This is a genomic window from Robiginitalea biformata HTCC2501, assembly GCF_000024125.1.
GTDB classification, from domain to species: Bacteria; Bacteroidota; Bacteroidia; order Flavobacteriales; family Flavobacteriaceae; genus Robiginitalea; species Robiginitalea biformata.
In genome coordinates this window covers 147355-165165 of record NC_013222.1, presented here as the reverse complement: position 1 = coordinate 165165, position 17811 = coordinate 147355, and the positions used below count along the sequence as shown (strand labels likewise).

Genomic DNA, 17811 nt, shown 5'->3' with positions numbered 1-17811 from the left:
CCAAAAGGATTGATCAATTAGAAGTATATAAAACAACCAAAATCAATGCAACCAATGAATCGCATCAGAATGACGCACTCGGCAGCCGTGTTATCGGCACTCCTTTTGCTGGCGGCCTGCGCGGGGGGACCCGAAGACGATACCCCCTGGCAGGAACTCTTTAACGGGGAAGATCTCTCCGGCTGGACCCAGCTCGGGGGGGAGGCCGAGTACGCCGTACGGGACGGGGCCATCGTGGGAACCACCGTCCACGACACCCCGAATTCCTTCATGGCCACCGAGCAGCTGTACGAAGACTTCATCCTGGAACTGGAATACCTGGTGGACTCCACGATGAATTCCGGGATACAGGTACGCAGCAACAGCCAAGACTATTATATGGACGGGCGTGTCCACGGGTATCAGATTGAAATCGACCCTTCCGACCGGGGCTGGAGCGCAGGGATTTACGATGAGGCGCGCCGCGGCTGGCTCGTCCCGGTTACCGACAACCCGGACGCCCAGGCGGCATTCCGGCAGGGCGACTGGAACCACTACCGGATCGAAGCGATCGGCGATACGCTGAAGACCTGGATTAACGGGGTGCCCGCTGCCCACCTGATAGACGACAAAACCTCAGAAGGCTTTATCGCCCTGCAGGTTCACAGCATCGGGGACGACGCACAGGCCGGGACGGAAATTATCTGGAGGGATATCCGGATTCTGACGGACAGCCTGGCACGTGCTTATTCCCGGGATACGCCCCTGGAACCGGTGGTCACCAAAAACAACCTGACGCAGGCCGAAAAGGAGGATGGCTGGCAGCTCCTCTGGGACGGGGAATCGACGGAAGGTTGGCACGGGGCCCGTCTTGAAGACTTCCCGGATTACGGCTGGGAAATCGAAGACGGGGTGTTGACCGTTCTGGCATCCGGCGGAGGCGAATCCGAGGCAGGGGGCGATATCGTCACCGATTCGCTGTACGGGGATTTTGACCTCCGCGTGGATTTCCGGATTACCGAAGGTGCCAATAGCGGCATCAAATACTATGTGGACACCGAATTGAACAAAGGGGAAGGCTCGGCCATCGGCCTGGAATACCAGATCCTGGACGACGAGCGCCACCCAGATGCCAAACTGGGCAACCACGAGGGTAGCCGGACCATGGCCTCCCTGTACGACCTGATCCGGGCGGACCCCGCCAAGCCCGTCAACCCGATCGGGCAGTGGAATACGGCGCGGATCCTCTCGCGGGACGGGCATGTGGAACACTGGCTCAACGGGGTGAAAGTGCTGGAATACGAGCGAGGCAGCGACGCCTACCGCCAGCTTGTATCGGAGAGCAAATACAAAATCTGGCCGGGCTTCGGGGAAGCCGGGCGTGGGCATATCCTGCTGCAGGACCACGGCAACCGGGTAAGTTTCCGGAACATCAAGATCAAAACACTAAACTGAGAATCCATGGCAACTCGAAGAGATTTTATACGTACAACCTCCGCATCGGCCGCAGCCCTTGGCCTGCATGCATCCCTGTTCCCCCAGGCCGGCCTGTCGGGAATCCTGGGGGCGAATGAAAAAGTGGTGTGCGCCTGTATCGGCATCCGTAGCCGGGGCAAGGCGCATGTGCTGGCCATCAACGCCTACCCGGATGCCATCCTGAAATACAATTGCGATGTGGATGACAGCATCCTGGAGGAACACAACGCCTGGTGCGAGAAACGGCTTGGATCCGTACCCCAGGTGGAAAAGGACTTCCGTCGCATCCTGGACGACCCGGAGGTGGACGCAGTCTTTATCGCCACCCCCGAACACTGGCATGCCCCCATGGCGATCATGGCCCTGCAGGCAGGCAAGCACGTCTATGTGGAAAAACCCTGCAGCCACAACCCGGCGGAAAACGAGATGCTGGTGGCCGCGCAAAAGAAATACGGCAAGGTCGTTCAGATGGGCAACCAGCAACGTTCGGCCAAAACCTCCATCCAGGCAATCGACGATATCCGAAAGGGCGTTATCGGGAATGTCTACAAAGGGGAAGCCTATTATTCGAACAACCGGGGGTCTATCGGAACCGGCAGGGAAATTCCCGTTCCGGATACCCTGGATTGGGAGCTCTGGCAGGGGCCTGCCCCGCGAACGGCCTACCGGGACAACGTACACCCGTACAACTGGCATTGGTTCCGTCGTTGGGGTACGGGGGAGATCCACAACAACGGCACGCACGAAATCGACATTTGCCGCTGGGCACTCGGGGTAGACCTGCCGCAACGGGTCAGCTCGTTCGGCGGAAAATTCACCTATGACGACGACTGGGAGTTCCCGGATAACCAGCAGGCCACTTTTGAGTTTGCGGGGGGTAAATTCATCACCTGGACGGGTCACAGCCGGGGAATGATGAAACCCGAGCGACCCGGTCGTGGGATTACCATTTACGGGGACAAGGGCACCATTGAGCTCAGCCGGAATTACTACAAGCGGTACGACCTGGGCGGGAACCCGGTACAGTTTGAGTTTGAGCCCGAACTCAGCGCCACCACGGACACCCAGGGGATCGGAAGCCTGGATGTGGCCCATGTGGCCAACTTCTTCGATGCCATCCGCAAGGGCGATGTCCTGGCCGCACCCATAGACGATGCGAGTAAATCCACCATGCTGTGCCACCTGGGGAACATGGCCCAGGACGCCGGCCACGACCTGACGGTAGATCCTGCAACCGGGAAGGTGCTCAACAGCGAAAAAGCGATGCAGTCCTGGGGCCGTTCCTACGAGAAAGGCTGGGAATTGAAGGTGTAGTAGCCGGAGCTGTACTGCGGGCTGCCTCCTGCCTCAGGGCGATCCCGGGCAACCCCGGCCGCGAATTCCCTGGCGGTTCGCCCGGGAGCCGGGTTCAGTTGCCTGCCACCGTATTGCTCAGTGTCCCGATGGGCGGGATGGTAATACGGATTTCGTCTCCGGGCTTCAGCGAGAAGTCATTCGGGGGGACAATTCCCGTACCCGTCATCAAAAAGCACCCATAGGGAAAGGACATTTCGCGGTACAACCAGTTGGCCAGTTCCACAAACGACCGCTTAATCTGCGAAATCTCCACCTGCCCCGCAAAGGCCTCCGACCCGTTGCGCAAGATGACAATACTTATTTCCGTATCCCCGGGGAGGGGGGACTCCGGCAGGTAGAGGCAGGGCCCCAGGGCTGTGGATCCGTCATAGGACTTGGCCTGGGGCAGGTAAAGCGGGTTTTCCCCTTCGATGCTGCGGGAACTCATGTCATTTCCGATGGTGTAGCCGGTAATGGCACCCATCGGGTTCAGGAGCAGCGTGAGTTCGGGCTCCGGGACGTCCCACCCGGAATCCTTGCGGATCCGCACGGCCCCTCCGTCGCCAGTCACGCGATAGGGAGCCGCCTTGAAAAACAATTCGGGCCGGTCTGCCTCGTAGACCCGGTCGTAGAATGAGCCGCCCCCCGCGTCCCGGGATTCCTCCATCCGGGCGCTCCGGCTCCGGTAGTAGGTTACCCCGGATGCCCAGACCTCCTGCCGGCCTATCGGGGGCAAAAGCGTTTGGGGGGATCCGAGCGGATTGTCTGTCGCCGCTGCATTTTTCAGGAGTTCGCCCGCCTTCTGCCGGGGAGCCGTATGGGAAGCCAGGGCGTCCCAGGCGGCGTCTAACAGAAAAAATGAACCGTTCTCATCGGCAACGGGTCCGGCGGTGGTGTTGTAGATTTTCATATGTGAATAAATATACGCGATATCTGTTTTGTGACGTGCAGGATTGGGCAGGTTGAAAAAAAATACCGGGTTACCCCGGGAAAAGAAAAATTTCTTTGTTCACATTTTCAAAAAACAGTACATTTGCCACCCGATTTAAGTGAAATCGGACCGGGTCCTGAAAAGGACTTACCCGGGATGCAGGTGTGGTGGAATTGGTAGACACGCTAGTTTCAGGTACTAGTGCCGCAAGGCTTGGAGGTTCGAGTCCTCTCACCTGTACAAAAAAAAACCCCTCCGGACGGAGGGGTTTTTTGGTTTCAGGGCTACTTGATCTCGCGTTTGGTGCTTCCCCCGGTCATAGTGCTTTACGTCCTGAGATAATATTGTAAAGGATTACAATCACTGCAATTACGAGCAATACGTGGATCAGGCTGCTGGTCCCCAGTCCGGGGATGATTCCGAGCAGGCCGAGGAGCCATGCGATAATACAGATAACGGCTACGAGCCAGAGAATAGATTTCATAGAGGTTGCTTTTGATGATTACCCTTGTAATGTCGCCTATTTGTTAAACAATCGTGTTCGCATGTGCAAAAAATATGGGCACAAACCATCCGGGCAACGTGCTGGCAACCTGATGATTTATTAGAAAAAACCAAAAAAAAACCCCCGGATGTTACACTGGGGGATGGCCGGAAACGTTTAACGCTCCACAGGTTTCTACAATCAGGGTATTGGTCCGGAGATGTCAGAAAACTCCGAAGGCTGCCAGGATAAGGGAGATGATTACTGCACCGAGTACCAGTACGAGCAGCACCACCATCACGGTCAGGAAGCCGTTCAGGAATCGTGTCCCCACAGATATTTGATCTTCCATAATCATAAAGTGTTTCCAACAAGATACTAAATTACAGGGCAATAGCAGCTTCGGCCCCGGCTGAAATCGACAAACATCCGATAATCCCCGTGGAAGTGTATTTGGGACACGGAGCGGGCCGGCTCCTTCAGATGGTGCGGCCGTAACCGTTGGAATTAAAAAACCCCCGGGAAACCGGGGGTTTTATATGAGCTGGCAACTAGCCCGTCACTCTTTGATGATCTTGACCGACTCGGTAATGACACCGTCGGTAATGATCAGGTAGTAGATTCCGGACGGCGCCTGTTCGAGCGACTGGATGGACACATTGGTCTCATCGCTGCCCTGGGCATCCATGGTACCCGTACCCAGCACCTGGAAGCCGGACGAAATCAGCCGGTATTCCATTGGGTTGTTTTTGGGGATCGGAAACTTCAGGTTTACCTCGCGCCCCTGTACGGGATTCGGGTAGGCGATGGTTTTGGTCAATACTCCGCTCGTTTTCCCGCTGGTGTTGTTGCCCGAGGTTGTGAATGAGAGCGTTTCGCGTGCTATCACGCTGCCGCTTGCGTTCGGGCCTGCATAGAATGTTGCCGTCAGCGTATAACTGCCATTCGGGAAGTCATTCGCGTTGTAATTGCCTCCGTTATCCCCAAAGAGGGCATAGGGGGCCAGATTCTCAGTCTGGGTGCGATTTTGCGCCCCATTCAGGACCATCAAAACGCTTTCCACCCCTGACGCCGTAGTCGTCACCCGGATATTCCGGTCAAAAGGACTGCTGATATTCGTCCCGGAGGTCAGGTTCCGGACCACCTGGTTCGAATTGGCATCGATTAGGGTAAACGTGACATCGTCGTCCGCAGGGGGCGGCGTACTGCCCCCACCTGAAACAATCGAGAACGACAGGCTCAGGGTTTGCCCGGTAGACGGGTTCGCCGTAACAGTATAATTCCCGTTGGGAAAGGACCGGCCAACCGGGTCCACCCCGATATCGCCGAATACATAGTACGGGGCGAGGCCTTCATTCTGAGTGTTGCTGATAGGGCCCGACAGATCAAAGAGGACATTGCCCACGTCTACCGGGTCGGTGTCTGCCCGGATACTCAGGCTGTTGGGCAGGTCGTCCGCATTGAGCTCGATGCCCGGGGTGAGCACGCCAATTTCCGTGTTGTTGGCTGCATTGACCAATACCAGGCGAACCACGCCGCTGTCTCCGGAAGGTGGTGGCGGGGGAGGATTGTCGCCACCGCCATCGCCATCGCCATTGTCGGTAATTGTAAAGTTGTAGCTCAGCGTGTTGCCGTTCACGGCCTGGGCCGTGATGCTATACGTTCCCGGAGGAAAATTCCGGCCTATCGGGTCCACCCCGATATCCCCGAATAGGTAGTATGGGTCGTCCCCTTCCGTTTTCGACTGATTGATCGGGCCGGACAGGGTGAAATTGATGTTGCCTATGGAGGCCGAACTCGTATTAGCCCGGATACTCAGGTTGGCCGGCAGGTTGGACTTGTCCAGCGTCAGGCCGTTGGTGATGTTGGCAATATTGGCGTTGTTCGCCGTATTTACCAGGGTCAGACTTTCGATGGCGCCGTCTGAAGCAGGCGGGTCTTCGTCGCCGCCATCATCGCCACCTCCACCGGAGGGTGGGGGTGCGCTACCCACGGAAATACTTACTGTGGCATCATCTGTGGCCCCGTCGTTATCGGTAACGAGCGCCCGGATGGTATAATTCCCGCTGGCGAGATTCTGGATCGTATAGGGCGTGTAATTTGCACCGTCCGTGTCCACCAGGTTTCCATTTAGGAAGATCTGGTGTTGGGCAATGCTGCCGTCCGAATCGTTGGCATTCAGCTGAACGGTTACGCTGCTACCTGCTGCGAAACTCTCACCGTTATCGGGGTTGGTGATGTTGACCGTCGGCGCGTTGTTGTCATCTCCGCCTCCATCGGGTGGTGGGGGTGGGGGTGGGTTGCTGCTGCCGTCGCAGATGGTCTGGGCACGGGAGAGGCTTTCAGAAGCCGCCTCCGAATATTGATTCTCTTTATAGACGACCATCCGGTCGATAAAGTGGTTCCGGGACCTTGCGGACAGCTGGATGGTAATTACACGCGGGCTGTTCACCTGGAAATAGATATCGTGCGCATCGAAATCGCTGGTCACGGTTCTCCAGTCCCAGTTCAGACTGTTCATATAAACTTTGAACCAGTTATTGGAACTGGCACCTTCCGGCGCAGGTGATTTTCCGGATCCCCGGGGATAAACCCGGCTATTGCCGCGCAGGCCGTAAAAATCATTGACGTTCTGGATCCGCAGCCAGGTATCGTTGTGTTCGGTGCTGCTGTTTCCTTCGCCGACGCGACTTCTCCATTTGAACCGGTAGGTTCCGGGATTGTTGATTCTGACGGTATATTGAATGGTACCGGTCCCGGGTGTTTGAAACGATTGGGACCCCGTCCAGGTGATATAGCCATTGCCCGTGGAACCATTGCCGGACTGCTGTCGCCAGGCACCCGTGAGATTCACGTTTTCTGCCTGGATTACGGCGATGCCGTTTTCTTCTTCAAATGTGGCGCCGCTGCATTGGGCCGACATGTTGTACGATAGTAAAATGCCCAAAAAGAGCATTAGGGTAGTTTTCACGCTCATGAAATTGATGTGTTTGTGGGGTTAATAAGAAGGTATAGGATCGCTATGGCGAAACGTTCGTGCATGGTGGGGTTACATGAATGGTTCGTTAAAGCGGTGAATGGGGGAAAGTATCACCTGTATTTCATCGACAAAAGGATACCATTTGTCTATGGGGCACAAAAAAAGGGATTTTTTTCGCCAAAAACAATACGCTGTTGAAAAATAATGGATTGAGTCACAATTTGTTAACATTCGGTACATGCCAGCACCCCCATAGGGTCGGTTTCCCATATTTCCCGGCGAAATTTCCCGCAACAGACAGGTCCGGAACCCGGTATTTCATTCGGCGGAACCCGGCATTTCTTTGGGAAATCATCAAGGACCCGGCACCCACACGGCGGCAGCCGATGGCATGCGGGCTATTCCAGCAGCAGGCGATTTTCCGGCAACAGGCCTTATTTGCGCAGAAGGCGTTTGCTGAGTTCCTCCAGGGAGATTCCTTTGGTCTCCGGCATCATGAAATGGACGAATAACAATTGAAGGACCATCATAAAGGCAAAAAATCCGAATACCGGGGCGGGCCCGATCCACGACATCAGGAAGGGTACCGAAGAAGGGATGAGCCATGCGAGGACCCAGTGGACCGAACAGCCAAAGGATTGGCCCGAGCCCCTCAGGTGGTTCGGGAAGACTTCCGAGATAAATACCCAGATCACCGCCCCCTGTCCGATGGCGTGGGAGGCGATGAATACAAAGAGGAAAATGGGGACGGCCATCCCGGTCCAGTTAAAGAAGAAGGCAGCCGCCACCAAAGCCAGGGAGACGATATAGCCGAAGGATCCGTAGTACATGAGCGTCCGCCTGCCCAGCCGGTCGATAAGGTAAATGCCCAAAAGCGTAAAAACCAGGTTGGTCACCCCGATGCCAATACTGCTGAGCAGGGCCGTACTCTCTTCAAGGCCTGCCAGCTCAAAGATCCTGGGGGCGTAGTACAGAAATGCATTGATCCCGGAAAACTGGTTGAAAAAGGCAATGAGGAATGCCAGCAGCAGCGGGAAGCGGTATTTTTTCATAAATATCGTTTCGGCCCCTGCCTGTACATTCGCTTCCAGGTCCCTGACGATGTCGCCCACCGATAACTTCAGGCCGAGCTTTTCCAGTATGCCTGCAGCTTCCTCTTCACGGTGTTGGGTGACCAGCCAACGCGGGCTTTTTGGGATGCCAAAGGCAAATGCGGTGTAGATAAGGGCCGGAAAGGCCTCCACGCCCACCATCCACCGCCAGTCGTTGTCGCCTATGCCGTTTAACAGGTAATTCGAAAAGTAGGCCACCAGGATGCCGAATACGATATTGAACTGGTACATGCCCACCAGCCGGCCCCGTTGGTCAGCCGGTGCAATCTCCGAGATATAGGTGGGGGCTGCCACGGTAGACGCCCCGATGCCGATCCCGCCCAGGAAACGAAATATCCCGAAGGTAACCGGGTCGTTGGAAAGGGCCGATCCGATGGCGGATACGGAATACAGCACCCCGATCCAGATGAGCGTGCGCTTCCGGCCGAACCGGTTGGTGGGGAAACCGCCGAAGATCGCCCCGATCACGGTTCCGAATAGGGCCATCCCGATTACTACCGTGCCGTGATAGGCATCCGAAGTTTCCCAGAGCAGCTGCAATTTCTTCTCCGCCCCGCTGATTACCACCGTGTCAAACCCAAAGAGGAAACCGGCCAGGGCGGCAATCAGGGATATTTTAAAGATTTTGGAATCCATCGCCGAAAGTTTGTTTGGTCAATACCGGTAAAACTACAGAAAAATTGCGGTTAAAGCGCGTGAAGGCTCAGCGCCGTGCAGGTTCATTCCCCACTCCAGCCGCTGCCTGGCAGTCCCGTTCAGCGTGAAAATTTCCCCCTTGGTGTTAACGGCCGGAAACAAGAGCCATACGAGGCCGGAGGGTGTCCTTGGCCTTTCGGGGCGGCCCGGGTGTATCCCGTTCTTTTTGCCGGTTGCGCAACCCGGCCGTATCCGGAGTCGCAGGGGTGGCGTTTTCCTCGTCCGCACGGCGGGACTTCTCGCGCAGGTCGGGGAAGCAGCCCAGGAATATCAGCAAGAGGCCGGCCAGGGCCAGGCGTGCAGCAATTCGAAACATGGAGATAAGGGGTTATCCAATCAATTTACGGATCCCGGCAAGGATTTGGATGCTGGCGCCCGCATTTTTATCGATGTAGTCCCGGTTGATCGCGCCGATTTGCCTGCGGTAAGTGGCGTTGTCCAGGAGTTTCCCGGCGGTTTCTTCAAACTCCAGGGGCCCGGCCACCGGGAGGATGCCTCCGGCTTCCACCAGTGCCTCCGCCTCCCGGAACCCGGCATAGCGCGGCCCGATCAGGACGGGAATGCCAAAGACGGCCGGTTCGAGCGTGTTGTGCAGGCCGGTGGCAAATCCGCCCCCCACATAGGCCAGGTCTGCATAGCTGTAGATCCGGGTCAATAGGCCAATGGTGTCGATCACCAGGATGTTTTCACCGGCGGGGAGACCGGGTTCCCGGGGGGTGTCCCCGGACTTGCCAGAGGCTAATCCCCCGGCCTCCTCCAGGCGTTTGGACCACTCGCTGTAGGTTACCGCCCCACTGCCCAGTCGCTTCATCAGTTCACCCACGGTTTTCGAATCCGTTTTGTGCGGGGCAATCACCGCGCAGCAGGTGGCCCCGGCCCGGGCCCGGACAAAAGGAAGGATGGCTTTTTCGTCCTCCGGCCAGGTGCTGCCGGCAACCAGGCATTTCCGGCCTTTGACGAATGCCTCCATAAAGTCCAGGCGGTTGTCGCGGCTCCGGATTTCCATGACCCGGTCCAGGCGCGTGTCCCCGCAGACGGCAATCCGGTGGATCCCGATACCATTTAGCAGGGATGCAGACAACGGATCCTGGACGTAAAATTGCCGCACCCCCTGGAGGGCCCGCCGCATCAATCCGCCATACCATTGAAAGAAGACCTGACGCTCCCGGAACCGCGCAGAGAACAAAACGAGCGGGATATCCCGGCTCCGAAGGCCGGCAAAGAAGTTGGGCCAGACCTCGTACTTTACGAAGAGGGCGATGTCCGGCCGGGCGCCATCCAGGAATTCCCGGACGTTTTGCCGCGTATCCAGGGGGAGGTAGCAGGTGCCCGCCCCGGGCACCTTCCCTTTTTTCACCTCATATCCGGAAGGGGAGAAGAAGGTCACCAGGAACTGATGGCCGGGATAGGCGGCCATGAGCCGCTCCAGGACCGGCAGTCCCTGCTCGAATTCCCCCAGGGAAGCCGTGTGCATCCAGATCAGCGGCCGGCCGGGTTCCCGGAAGGATTCCAGGTAAGCTTTCACCCCCCGGCGCCCCCTGAGGAAACTCCGGATTTTGGGCGAGAATACGGCCGGGATATGGAGAAAGACCGAGGCCAGGCGAACAGCCAAGTCATACAGGAAATACAACGGCAGCGGGTTTTGGGCTAAATTACGGTTCTTTTGGAATTCCATTGTCCGAGGGGTCCGAATTTTGTAAGTTTGCGATGACAACGCACACCTATGCGAAAAATTCAAATGGTCGACCTCGTGGGCCAGTATGCGGATATACGCGAAGAAGTCAGGAAGTCTTTTGACAGCATCCTGGAATCCGCTGCCTTTATCAACGGCCCCGAGGTAAAAGCATTTCAGGAAGACCTGGAAGCCTACCTGGGGGTTAAACACGTGATTCCCTGCGCCAACGGGACGGATGCCCTGCAAATTGCGATGATGGGCCTCGGGCTGAAACCCGGGGACGAAGTGATCACTGCGGATTTCACCTTCGCCGCCACCGTTGAGGTCATCGCCCTGCTTGGCCTGACCCCTGTTTTGGTGGATGTGGAGCCGGACACCTTCAACATCGATACGGAAGCGGTCCGCAAAGCCATTACGCCCAAGACCCGGGCCATCGTCCCGGTGCATCTTTTCGGGCAATGTGCGGACATGGAGACACTGCTGGAGATTGCCCGCGAACACGATCTGTTCCTCATAGAAGACAACGCCCAGGCCATCGGCGCCAACTACCTGTTCAGCGACGGTCGCCTGCAGAAGGCAGGGGCCATCGGACATGTGGGAGCCACCTCCTTCTTCCCTTCAAAAAACCTGGGCGCCTACGGAGACGGGGGAGCCCTCTTTACGGATGACGATGCGCTTGCGCACCGGATCCGGGGAATCGTCAATCACGGGATGTACCAAAGGTATTACCACGACGTGGTCGGGGTGAATTCCCGCCTGGATTCCCTGCAGGCTGCCGTACTTCGCGCCAAGCTCCCGCACCTGGACCGGTATTGCGAAAAACGCCGCGCGGCGGCCCGGTATTACAACGCCTCCTTCAAAGACCGGGAAGGAATCACCGTGCCAACTACCGTCAGGTCCTGTGAGGGCATATGCGATACCTGCGACTGTCACGTGTTCCACCAATACACCTTGCGCATTGGAGGCGGCAAGCGCGATGCGCTGGCCAAGCGGCTCACCGAGGCGGGTATCCCGCACGGCATCTATTACCCGGTACCCCTGCACCGGCAGAAGGCCTATGCGGATGCGCGTTACAAGGAGTCGGATTTTGCGGTCACCAACCAACTGTCGGAAGAGGTGATTTCCCTGCCAATGCATACGGAGCTGGATGAGGAACAGTTGGCGTATATCTGCCGGACCGTCCTCGAATTTATCGAACAGGCCGAACCCAGCAGCGGGTTGATTTAACAGGTCCATGCAAACATTTAAAAACGCTTAATTCATGAAAGTACTCGTAACCGGGGGGCTGGGCTTTATCGGTTCCCACACGGTGGTGGAATTGCAGCAGGCAGGCCATCAGGTAGTGATTATCGACAACTGTTCCAACGCTTCGGAAGATGTCCTGGACGGGATCTTTGAAATCACCGGGCAGCGGCCGGAATTTGAACGAATGGACCTCCGGGAAAAGGCTGCGGTCAACGATTTTTTTGCACGCCATACGGACCTCGTGGGCGTCATCCATTTCGCGGCCTCCAAGGCCGTGGGGGAAAGCGTCGAGAAGCCCCTGCTCTATTACGAGAACAACATCGGCACGCTGGTTTACCTGCTGCAACAGCTGGTGGCCAGGGGGGGGAGTTCCTTTATCTTCAGTTCTTCCTGCACGGTTTACGGGCAGGCCGACCAAATGCCCATTACCGAAGATGCGCCGGTGAAACCCGCCGAATCGCCCTACGGGAATACGAAACAAATGGGGGAGGAAATCATCCGGGACACCTGCCGGGTACACCCGGAACTCCGGGCGATTTCCCTCCGCTACTTCAATCCGATCGGGGCGCACCCCAGTGCGGCTATCGGGGAGTTGCCCCTGGGGGTACCTGCCAATCTGGTGCCGTTCATTACCCAGACGGCGGCGGGACTGCGGGAGGAATTGTCGGTTTTTGGGGACGATTACCCCACGCCTGACGGCACCTGCATCCGCGATTATATCCATGTGGTGGACCTGGCCCGTGCCCATGTGGTAGCCCTGGAGCGGCTTTTCGGGCAGCAGAACCAGTCCAATTACGAGGTGTTCAACATCGGGACGGGTACGGGGAGTTCCGTGATGGAGGTCATCCGGAGTTTTGAGCGGGTCTCGGGCGAAAAACTGAATTTCAGGGTGGTGGGACGCCGCAGCGGGGATGTGGTTGAAGCCTATGCGGACACCACCCGCGCCAATAACGAATTGGGCTGGAAAGCGGAGTCCTCCCTGGACGATGCCATGGCATCCGCATGGACCTGGGAGAAAAAAGTGCGGAAGCTCTAGGGGGTGGGTCGGATGCCGTAATGCAAAAACTGGCCCCCGTTCCTGACATTCGGTGCGAATTATTGTATTTTTGATAAATTATTTTGCCGGAGGCATAGATTATTTCAGATGGATAGATATTCCTTCTTAAACGCGGCTCATACCGCTTTTTTTTCAGACCTATACGATCGGTACCTCACCCACCCGGACAGTGTTGAGCCCAGTTGGCGCGCATTTTTCCAGGGATTTGATTTCGGGATGGAAAGCGCCCTGGAGGAAATCGGCATCGATGCGGAGGCCGGGGTGGTGCGCACGGCCGGAGGGGATGAAGCGGCCATGCCGCTCTCGCTCAAAAAAGAATTCCAGGTGGTGCGGCTCATCGACGGGTACCGCAGCCGCGGGCACCTGTTTACCCAAACGAACCCGGTAAGGGAGCGGCGCACCTATACGCCTTCCCTGGAAATCGAAAATTTCGGATTGGAGGAATCCGACCTGGAGAAGGTGTTCAGCGCGGGGGATATCATTGGGATCGGCCCGAGCACGCTGCGGGAGATCATCGACCACCTCACGCGGATCTACTGCGACGCCATCGGCGTGGAATACATGTATATCCGCAGCCCGGAGCGGGTAGAGTGGATCCAGCAGTGGCTCAACGTCAATGACAACCACCCGAATTTCAGCCCGGAACGAAAAAAATACATCCTCCGCAAACTCAATGAGGCGGTTTCCTTTGAAGGCTTCCTCCACACAAAATACGTCGGCCAGAAACGTTTTTCCCTGGAAGGGAATGAATCGCTGATCCCGGCGGTGGACGCCATCGTGGAGCGGGCAGCCGAACTGGGCGTCCAACAGTTTGTCATGGGAATGGCCCACCGGGGCCGCCTGAATGTACTCACAAATATTTTCGGGAAACCCGCAACCGATATCTTCAGCGAATTCGAAGGCAAGGACTACGAACAGGAAATTTTTGACGGGGACGTGAAATACCACCTGGGGTGGACCTCCATGCGGAAGACGAATTCCGGGGATAGCATCAATATGAACATTGCGCCCAACCCCTCCCACCTGGAAACGGTTGGGGCGGTGGTTGAAGGGATTACCCGGGCCAAACAGGACCGGCACTTCCCCGAGGATTTTTCCAAGGTCCTGCCAATCGTGGTCCACGGGGACGCCGCCATCGCCGGCCAGGGCATTGCCTACGAGGTGGTACAGATGGCCGGCCTGGACGGGTACGGCACGGCCGGTACGATCCACATTGTGGTCAATAACCAGATCGGCTTTACCACGAATTATCTGGACGGGCGTACCTCCACGTACTGCACGGACGTGGGGAAGGTGACCCTGAGCCCGGTACTCCACATCAATGCGGACGATGCGGAAGCCGTTGTGCACGCTGCCCTCTTTGCCCTGGAATACCGGATGAAATTCAGGCGGGATGTATTCCTGGACCTGTTGGGTTACCGCAAATACGGCCACAACGAAGGGGATGAGCCGCGGTTTACGCAGCCCAAGCTCTACAAGGCCATCGCCAAGCACCAAAACCCCCGGGATATTTATGCGGAACGGCTGATGTCCGAAGGCGTTATCGATGCGGACTTTGTCAAAAAGCTGGAAGAGGACTACAAAGCGAAGCTGGAGGAAGAACTCCGGGACAGCAAGAAGGAAGATAAAACGCGGATTACCGCCTTTATGGCCGACGAATGGGACGGGTTTGAAAATGTCCGGGAATGGGAAATGATGGAGCCGGTGGAAACAGGGGTCCCGAAGGACAAGCTGGAAGCGGTTGCCCGGGTGATTACCCAACTCCCGGAAGACAAAAAATTCCTGCGCAAGGTAGACAAGCTCGTCAAGGAGCGCCACAAGATGTTCTTTGAAACCAACCGCCTGGATTGGGCCATGGGGGAGTTGCTCGCCTATGGCACGCTCCTGCAGGAGGGATTCGACGTGCGGATTTCCGGGCAGGACGTGGAGCGGGGGACATTCTCCCACCGCCACGCGGTGATGAAGGTGGAAGAAAGCGAGGAAGAGGTCTTGCTGCTGAACCATATCTCGGAGGAACAGGGCGATTTCCAGATCTACAATTCCCTGCTTTCCGAGTACGGGGTGGTTGGATTCGAATACGGGTACGCCATGGCGAGCCCGAACACGCTCACCATATGGGAAGCCCAGTTCGGGGATTTCAGCAACGGCGCCCAGATCATGATCGACCAGTATCTCTCGGCAGCGGAAGACAAATGGAAGTTGCAGAACGGCCTGGTGCTTTTCCTGCCCCACGGCTATGAAGGCCAGGGTGCGGAACACTCTTCGGCCCGGATGGAGCGCTACCTGCAATTGTGCGCCCGGGACAATATGTATGTGGCTGATGTCAGTACCCCGGCCAACCTGTTTCACCTGCTCCGGCGCCAGATGCTGGTCAACTTCCGCAAACCGCTGGTGGTTTTCACCCCGAAGAGCCTGCTCCGGCATGCAAAATGCGTCTCCACGGTAGAGGAACTTGCGGAAGGCCGGTTCCAGGAAGTGATCGACGATGCCGGGGCATCGGTTAAAAAGGTCAAATCCCTGGTATTCTGTACGGGGAAATTTTATTACGACCTGCTCGCAGCCCGGGAGGAACTGGGCAGGGAGGATGTGGCCCTGGTCCGCCTGGAACAATTGTTCCCGCTGCCGGTGGTGCAGATGGAGGAGCTTATCGAGAAATATTCCCATGCGGAAGACCTGGTTTGGGCACAGGAGGAACCCAGGAACATGGGTGCCTGGAGCCACCTGATGATGCACTTCCCGGATGCCTCGCGTTTCCGCGTGGCTTCGCGGCGCTTTTACGCTTCCCCGGCAGCGGGCAGCCCGGCGCGCTCCAAGATGCGGCACCAGCAGGTAATCGATTATGTTTTCGATCCGAAAAAAGACAATATGAGCCGGCCGGTTCCTGCGGATGTGGCAACGGACGAAGAATGACCCGGGCGGCCGCCGGCAAAATACCATTGGGATAGGAAACAGTAAGATTTTGTTTCACACAGCAACTGAAAAAATACAAAAAGAGGAAATCGCATGATTCTAGAAATGAAAGTACCTTCTCCGGGCGAATCCATCACGGAAGTGGAAATTGCCCAATGGCTCGTTTCGGACGGGGACTACGTCGAAAAGGACCAGGCCATTGCCGAGGTGGACTCCGACAAGGCCACCCTGGAGTTGCCCGCCGAGGAAAGCGGGGTGATCACCTTGAAAGCCGAAGAAGGGGATGCCGTGGCCGTTGGCGAAGTCGTTTGCCTGATCGATACGGATGCGGAAAAGCCGGACGCTTCCGGGGGCAAAGACCAGGAAGGCAGCGCCGGAACGGATTCCGTGGGCAAGGGGGATGAAGGCTCTGGCGGAAACGCCGAAAAGGAACTCGACAAGCAAAAAGAACAGGCAGGCCAGGCCGGGGGATCAAAGGCCCCGCAACCCAGGCAGGCCAAGGAAACCTATGCTTCCGGGGTTGCATCGCCTGCAGCGAAGAAGATCCTCGATGAAAAAGGCATCGACCCGGCATCCGTGAAGGGCTCTGGAAAAGACGGCCGCATTACCAAGGACGACGCCGTTAAAGCCGTGCCTTCCATGGGCAGCCCCGGAGGTGGATCCCGCGGGGAGTCCCGGAGCAAACTTTCCATGTTGCGGCGCAAGGTGGCCGAACGCCTGGTATCCGCCAAAAACGAAACAGCCATGCTGACGACCTTCAACGAGGTGGACATGTCTGCGGTATTCGATATCCGTGCGGAACACAAGGAAGCTTTTAAGGAGAAGCACGGGGTGGGACTCGGCTTTATGTCGTTCTTCACCAAAGCCGTGATCCGGGCGCTCCAACAGTTCCCGGCGGTGAATTCCATGATCGACGGCAAGGAAATGATTACCTACGATTACTGCGATATCAGCATCGCCGTGTCCGGACCGAAAGGCTTGATGGTGCCGGTGATCCGCAATGCGGAAAACCTGAGTTTCCGCGGCATCGAAGAAGAGGTCAAGCGATTGGCGCTCCGGGCCCGCGACGGACAGATCACCGTTGACGAAATGACCGGGGGTACCTTTACAATCTCCAACGGCGGCGTCTTCGGTTCGATGCTCTCCACCCCGATCATCAACCCGCCCCAGAGCGGTATCCTGGGGATGCACAACATCGTCGAACGGGCCATCGTCCGCGACGGCGCCATCGCCATCGCGCCGGTAATGTACGTGGCGCTTTCCTACGACCACCGGATTATCGACGGGAAGGAATCTGTCGGATTCCTCGTGGCTATTAAGGAGGCGATCGAGAACCCGGTGGAACACCTCATGGACGGGGACCTGAAAAAAGCGTTGGAGCTCTAGCCGGTACCCCGGCATCGGTATTCTCGGATACCGGAAACAAAAACGGATTAATTATTGCGATGCCCCGGCCCCGGCCGGGGTTTTTATTTGAGATAGAGGTTGCAGGAATCGTAGTCGATGACTGCCTTGCCGCCGTGCAGGATATCCGCCCCGAGGATGCCGTCCACGGGGGGTTCGTCCTGGCTTTCCAGGGCCTGGTTCACATGGCTGAGGTCAAAGAGGACAACCTGCATGTCCGGGCGTTCCCAACCTTCCAGCGCCAGGGTGTTCCCATCGGAAACCAGGGTCTCCATATCTACTGCTCCTGCCCCTGCGGCCCGGATCTCGGAGATTTCGGTAAGCAGGCGGAAGCGCTCCGTCCGGTCGAGCCCCACGCAGGTATTGGAGGCCCCGGTATCCAGGATAAAACGGCCGGTCACCCCGTTCAGGGAACCGGAGAGCGCCAGGTGGTCGGTGCGGGTGCGTTCCAGGGGCATTGCGCTGAAGCCGCGGTCCAGCAGGAACTTTTTAAGGGTGCCCATGAGATTTTTTGATAAAGATAATCC

Annotated in this window: 14 protein-coding genes and 1 tRNA gene; 7 read left to right on the top strand and 8 right to left on the bottom strand. The window is 57.2% G+C overall.

The features are described 5' to 3' along the window. Positions 1-54: 54 nt before the first annotated feature. Entirely contained in the window at positions 55-1434 is a 1380-nt protein-coding gene (locus tag RB2501_RS00655; protein WP_049764807.1) for a 3-keto-disaccharide hydrolase, read from the top strand. Between the two features lie 6 nt (positions 1435-1440). Then, entirely contained in the window at positions 1441-2769 is a 1329-nt protein-coding gene (locus tag RB2501_RS00650) for a Gfo/Idh/MocA family protein (RefSeq protein WP_012813715.1), read from the top strand. Positions 2770-2863: 94 nt separating this feature from the next. On the opposite strand, the gene RB2501_RS00645 is transcribed toward RB2501_RS00650, so the two are convergent. Continuing rightward, positions 2864-3700, bottom strand: a complete 837-nt coding sequence (locus RB2501_RS00645) for a fumarylacetoacetate hydrolase family protein (protein WP_012813714.1) — start codon at positions 3698-3700, stop codon at positions 2864-2866. Between the two features lie 179 nt (positions 3701-3879). Here RB2501_RS00645 and RB2501_RS00640 point away from each other — a divergent pair. Continuing rightward, positions 3880-3961 (top strand) — tRNA-Leu (locus tag RB2501_RS00640). A gap of 76 nt (positions 3962-4037) precedes the next feature. Here the strand turns inward: RB2501_RS00640 and RB2501_RS16085 are convergent. From RB2501_RS16085 to RB2501_RS00615, 6 genes are all read right to left on the bottom strand, one after another. Further along, on the bottom strand, positions 4038-4205 hold the full coding sequence (locus tag RB2501_RS16085; RefSeq protein ID WP_012813712.1) for a lmo0937 family membrane protein: 168 nt from the start codon (positions 4203-4205) through the stop codon (positions 4038-4040). A 223-nt stretch (positions 4206-4428) separates the two neighbouring features. Then, positions 4429-4557, bottom strand: coding sequence for a hypothetical protein (locus RB2501_RS16420; RefSeq protein ID WP_262500402.1), 129 nt, complete (start codon positions 4555-4557; stop codon positions 4429-4431). A gap of 207 nt (positions 4558-4764) precedes the next feature. Then, positions 4765-7176, bottom strand: coding sequence for an Ig-like domain-containing protein (locus RB2501_RS15680; protein ID WP_148214254.1), 2412 nt, complete (start codon positions 7174-7176; stop codon positions 4765-4767). A 443-nt stretch (positions 7177-7619) separates the two neighbouring features. Further along, a complete protein-coding gene (locus tag RB2501_RS00625; RefSeq protein ID WP_012813709.1) occupies positions 7620-8933 on the bottom strand; it encodes a sugar porter family MFS transporter in 1314 nt (437 codons plus the stop codon). Positions 8934-9078: 145 nt separating this feature from the next. Beyond that, complete coding sequence (locus RB2501_RS00620) at positions 9079-9309, bottom strand: hypothetical protein (RefSeq protein ID WP_012813708.1); 231 nt, start codon at positions 9307-9309, stop codon at positions 9079-9081. A gap of 12 nt (positions 9310-9321) precedes the next feature. Continuing rightward, positions 9322-10623 carry a 3-deoxy-D-manno-octulosonic acid transferase gene (locus RB2501_RS00615; RefSeq protein WP_041327359.1) on the bottom strand — a complete coding sequence of 434 codons (1302 nt, stop codon included), beginning with the start codon at positions 10621-10623 and terminating at the stop codon, positions 9322-9324. A 93-nt stretch (positions 10624-10716) separates the two neighbouring features. Between RB2501_RS00615 and RB2501_RS00610 the strand changes: the two genes are divergently transcribed. The 4 genes from RB2501_RS00610 to odhB all read left to right on the top strand — a co-directional run bounded on the left by RB2501_RS00610 (position 10717) and on the right by odhB (position 17266). After that, a complete protein-coding gene (locus tag RB2501_RS00610; RefSeq protein ID WP_012813706.1) occupies positions 10717-11895 on the top strand; it encodes a DegT/DnrJ/EryC1/StrS family aminotransferase in 1179 nt (392 codons plus the stop codon). Between the two features lie 34 nt (positions 11896-11929). Then, positions 11930-12949, top strand: a complete 1020-nt coding sequence (gene galE, locus RB2501_RS00605; protein ID WP_012813705.1) for a UDP-glucose 4-epimerase GalE — start codon at positions 11930-11932, stop codon at positions 12947-12949. A 108-nt stretch (positions 12950-13057) separates the two neighbouring features. Then, entirely contained in the window at positions 13058-15880 is a 2823-nt protein-coding gene (locus tag RB2501_RS00600) for a 2-oxoglutarate dehydrogenase E1 component (protein ID WP_012813704.1), read from the top strand. Positions 15881-15973: 93 nt separating this feature from the next. Further along, a complete protein-coding gene (gene odhB, locus RB2501_RS00595) occupies positions 15974-17266 on the top strand; it encodes a 2-oxoglutarate dehydrogenase complex dihydrolipoyllysine-residue succinyltransferase (RefSeq protein ID WP_012813703.1) in 1293 nt (430 codons plus the stop codon). A gap of 83 nt (positions 17267-17349) precedes the next feature. Here the strand turns inward: odhB and RB2501_RS00590 are convergent, their stop codons facing one another. After that, positions 17350-17787, bottom strand: coding sequence for a retropepsin-like aspartic protease (locus RB2501_RS00590; protein ID WP_012813702.1), 438 nt, complete (start codon positions 17785-17787; stop codon positions 17350-17352). Positions 17788-17811: the final 24 nt, after the last annotated feature.

Excerpts from the sequence above, each read along its gene's own strand:
- RB2501_RS00655 (WP_049764807.1), top strand. The coding sequence starts at position 55 with ATGAATCGCATCAGAATGACGCACTCGGCAGCCGTGTTATCGGCACTC.
- RB2501_RS00650 (WP_012813715.1), top strand. The coding sequence starts at position 1,441 with ATGGCAACTCGAAGAGATTTTATACGTACAACCTCCGCATCGGCCGCA.
- RB2501_RS00645 (WP_012813714.1), bottom strand. The coding sequence starts at position 3,700 with ATGAAAATCTACAACACCACCGCCGGACCCGTTGCCGATGAGAACGGT.
- RB2501_RS16085 (WP_012813712.1), bottom strand. The coding sequence starts at position 4,205 with ATGAAATCTATTCTCTGGCTCGTAGCCGTTATCTGTATTATCGCATGG.
- RB2501_RS16420 (WP_262500402.1), bottom strand. The coding sequence starts at position 4,557 with ATGGAAGATCAAATATCTGTGGGGACACGATTCCTGAACGGCTTCCTG.
- RB2501_RS00625 (WP_012813709.1), bottom strand. The coding sequence starts at position 8,933 with ATGGATTCCAAAATCTTTAAAATATCCCTGATTGCCGCCCTGGCCGGT.
- RB2501_RS00620 (WP_012813708.1), bottom strand. The coding sequence starts at position 9,309 with ATGTTTCGAATTGCTGCACGCCTGGCCCTGGCCGGCCTCTTGCTGATA.
- RB2501_RS00610 (WP_012813706.1), top strand. The coding sequence starts at position 10,717 with ATGCGAAAAATTCAAATGGTCGACCTCGTGGGCCAGTATGCGGATATA.
- galE (WP_012813705.1), top strand. The coding sequence starts at position 11,930 with ATGAAAGTACTCGTAACCGGGGGGCTGGGCTTTATCGGTTCCCACACG.
- RB2501_RS00600 (WP_012813704.1), top strand. The coding sequence starts at position 13,058 with ATGGATAGATATTCCTTCTTAAACGCGGCTCATACCGCTTTTTTTTCA.
- odhB (WP_012813703.1), top strand. The coding sequence starts at position 15,974 with ATGATTCTAGAAATGAAAGTACCTTCTCCGGGCGAATCCATCACGGAA.
- RB2501_RS00590 (WP_012813702.1), bottom strand. The coding sequence starts at position 17,787 with ATGGGCACCCTTAAAAAGTTCCTGCTGGACCGCGGCTTCAGCGCAATG.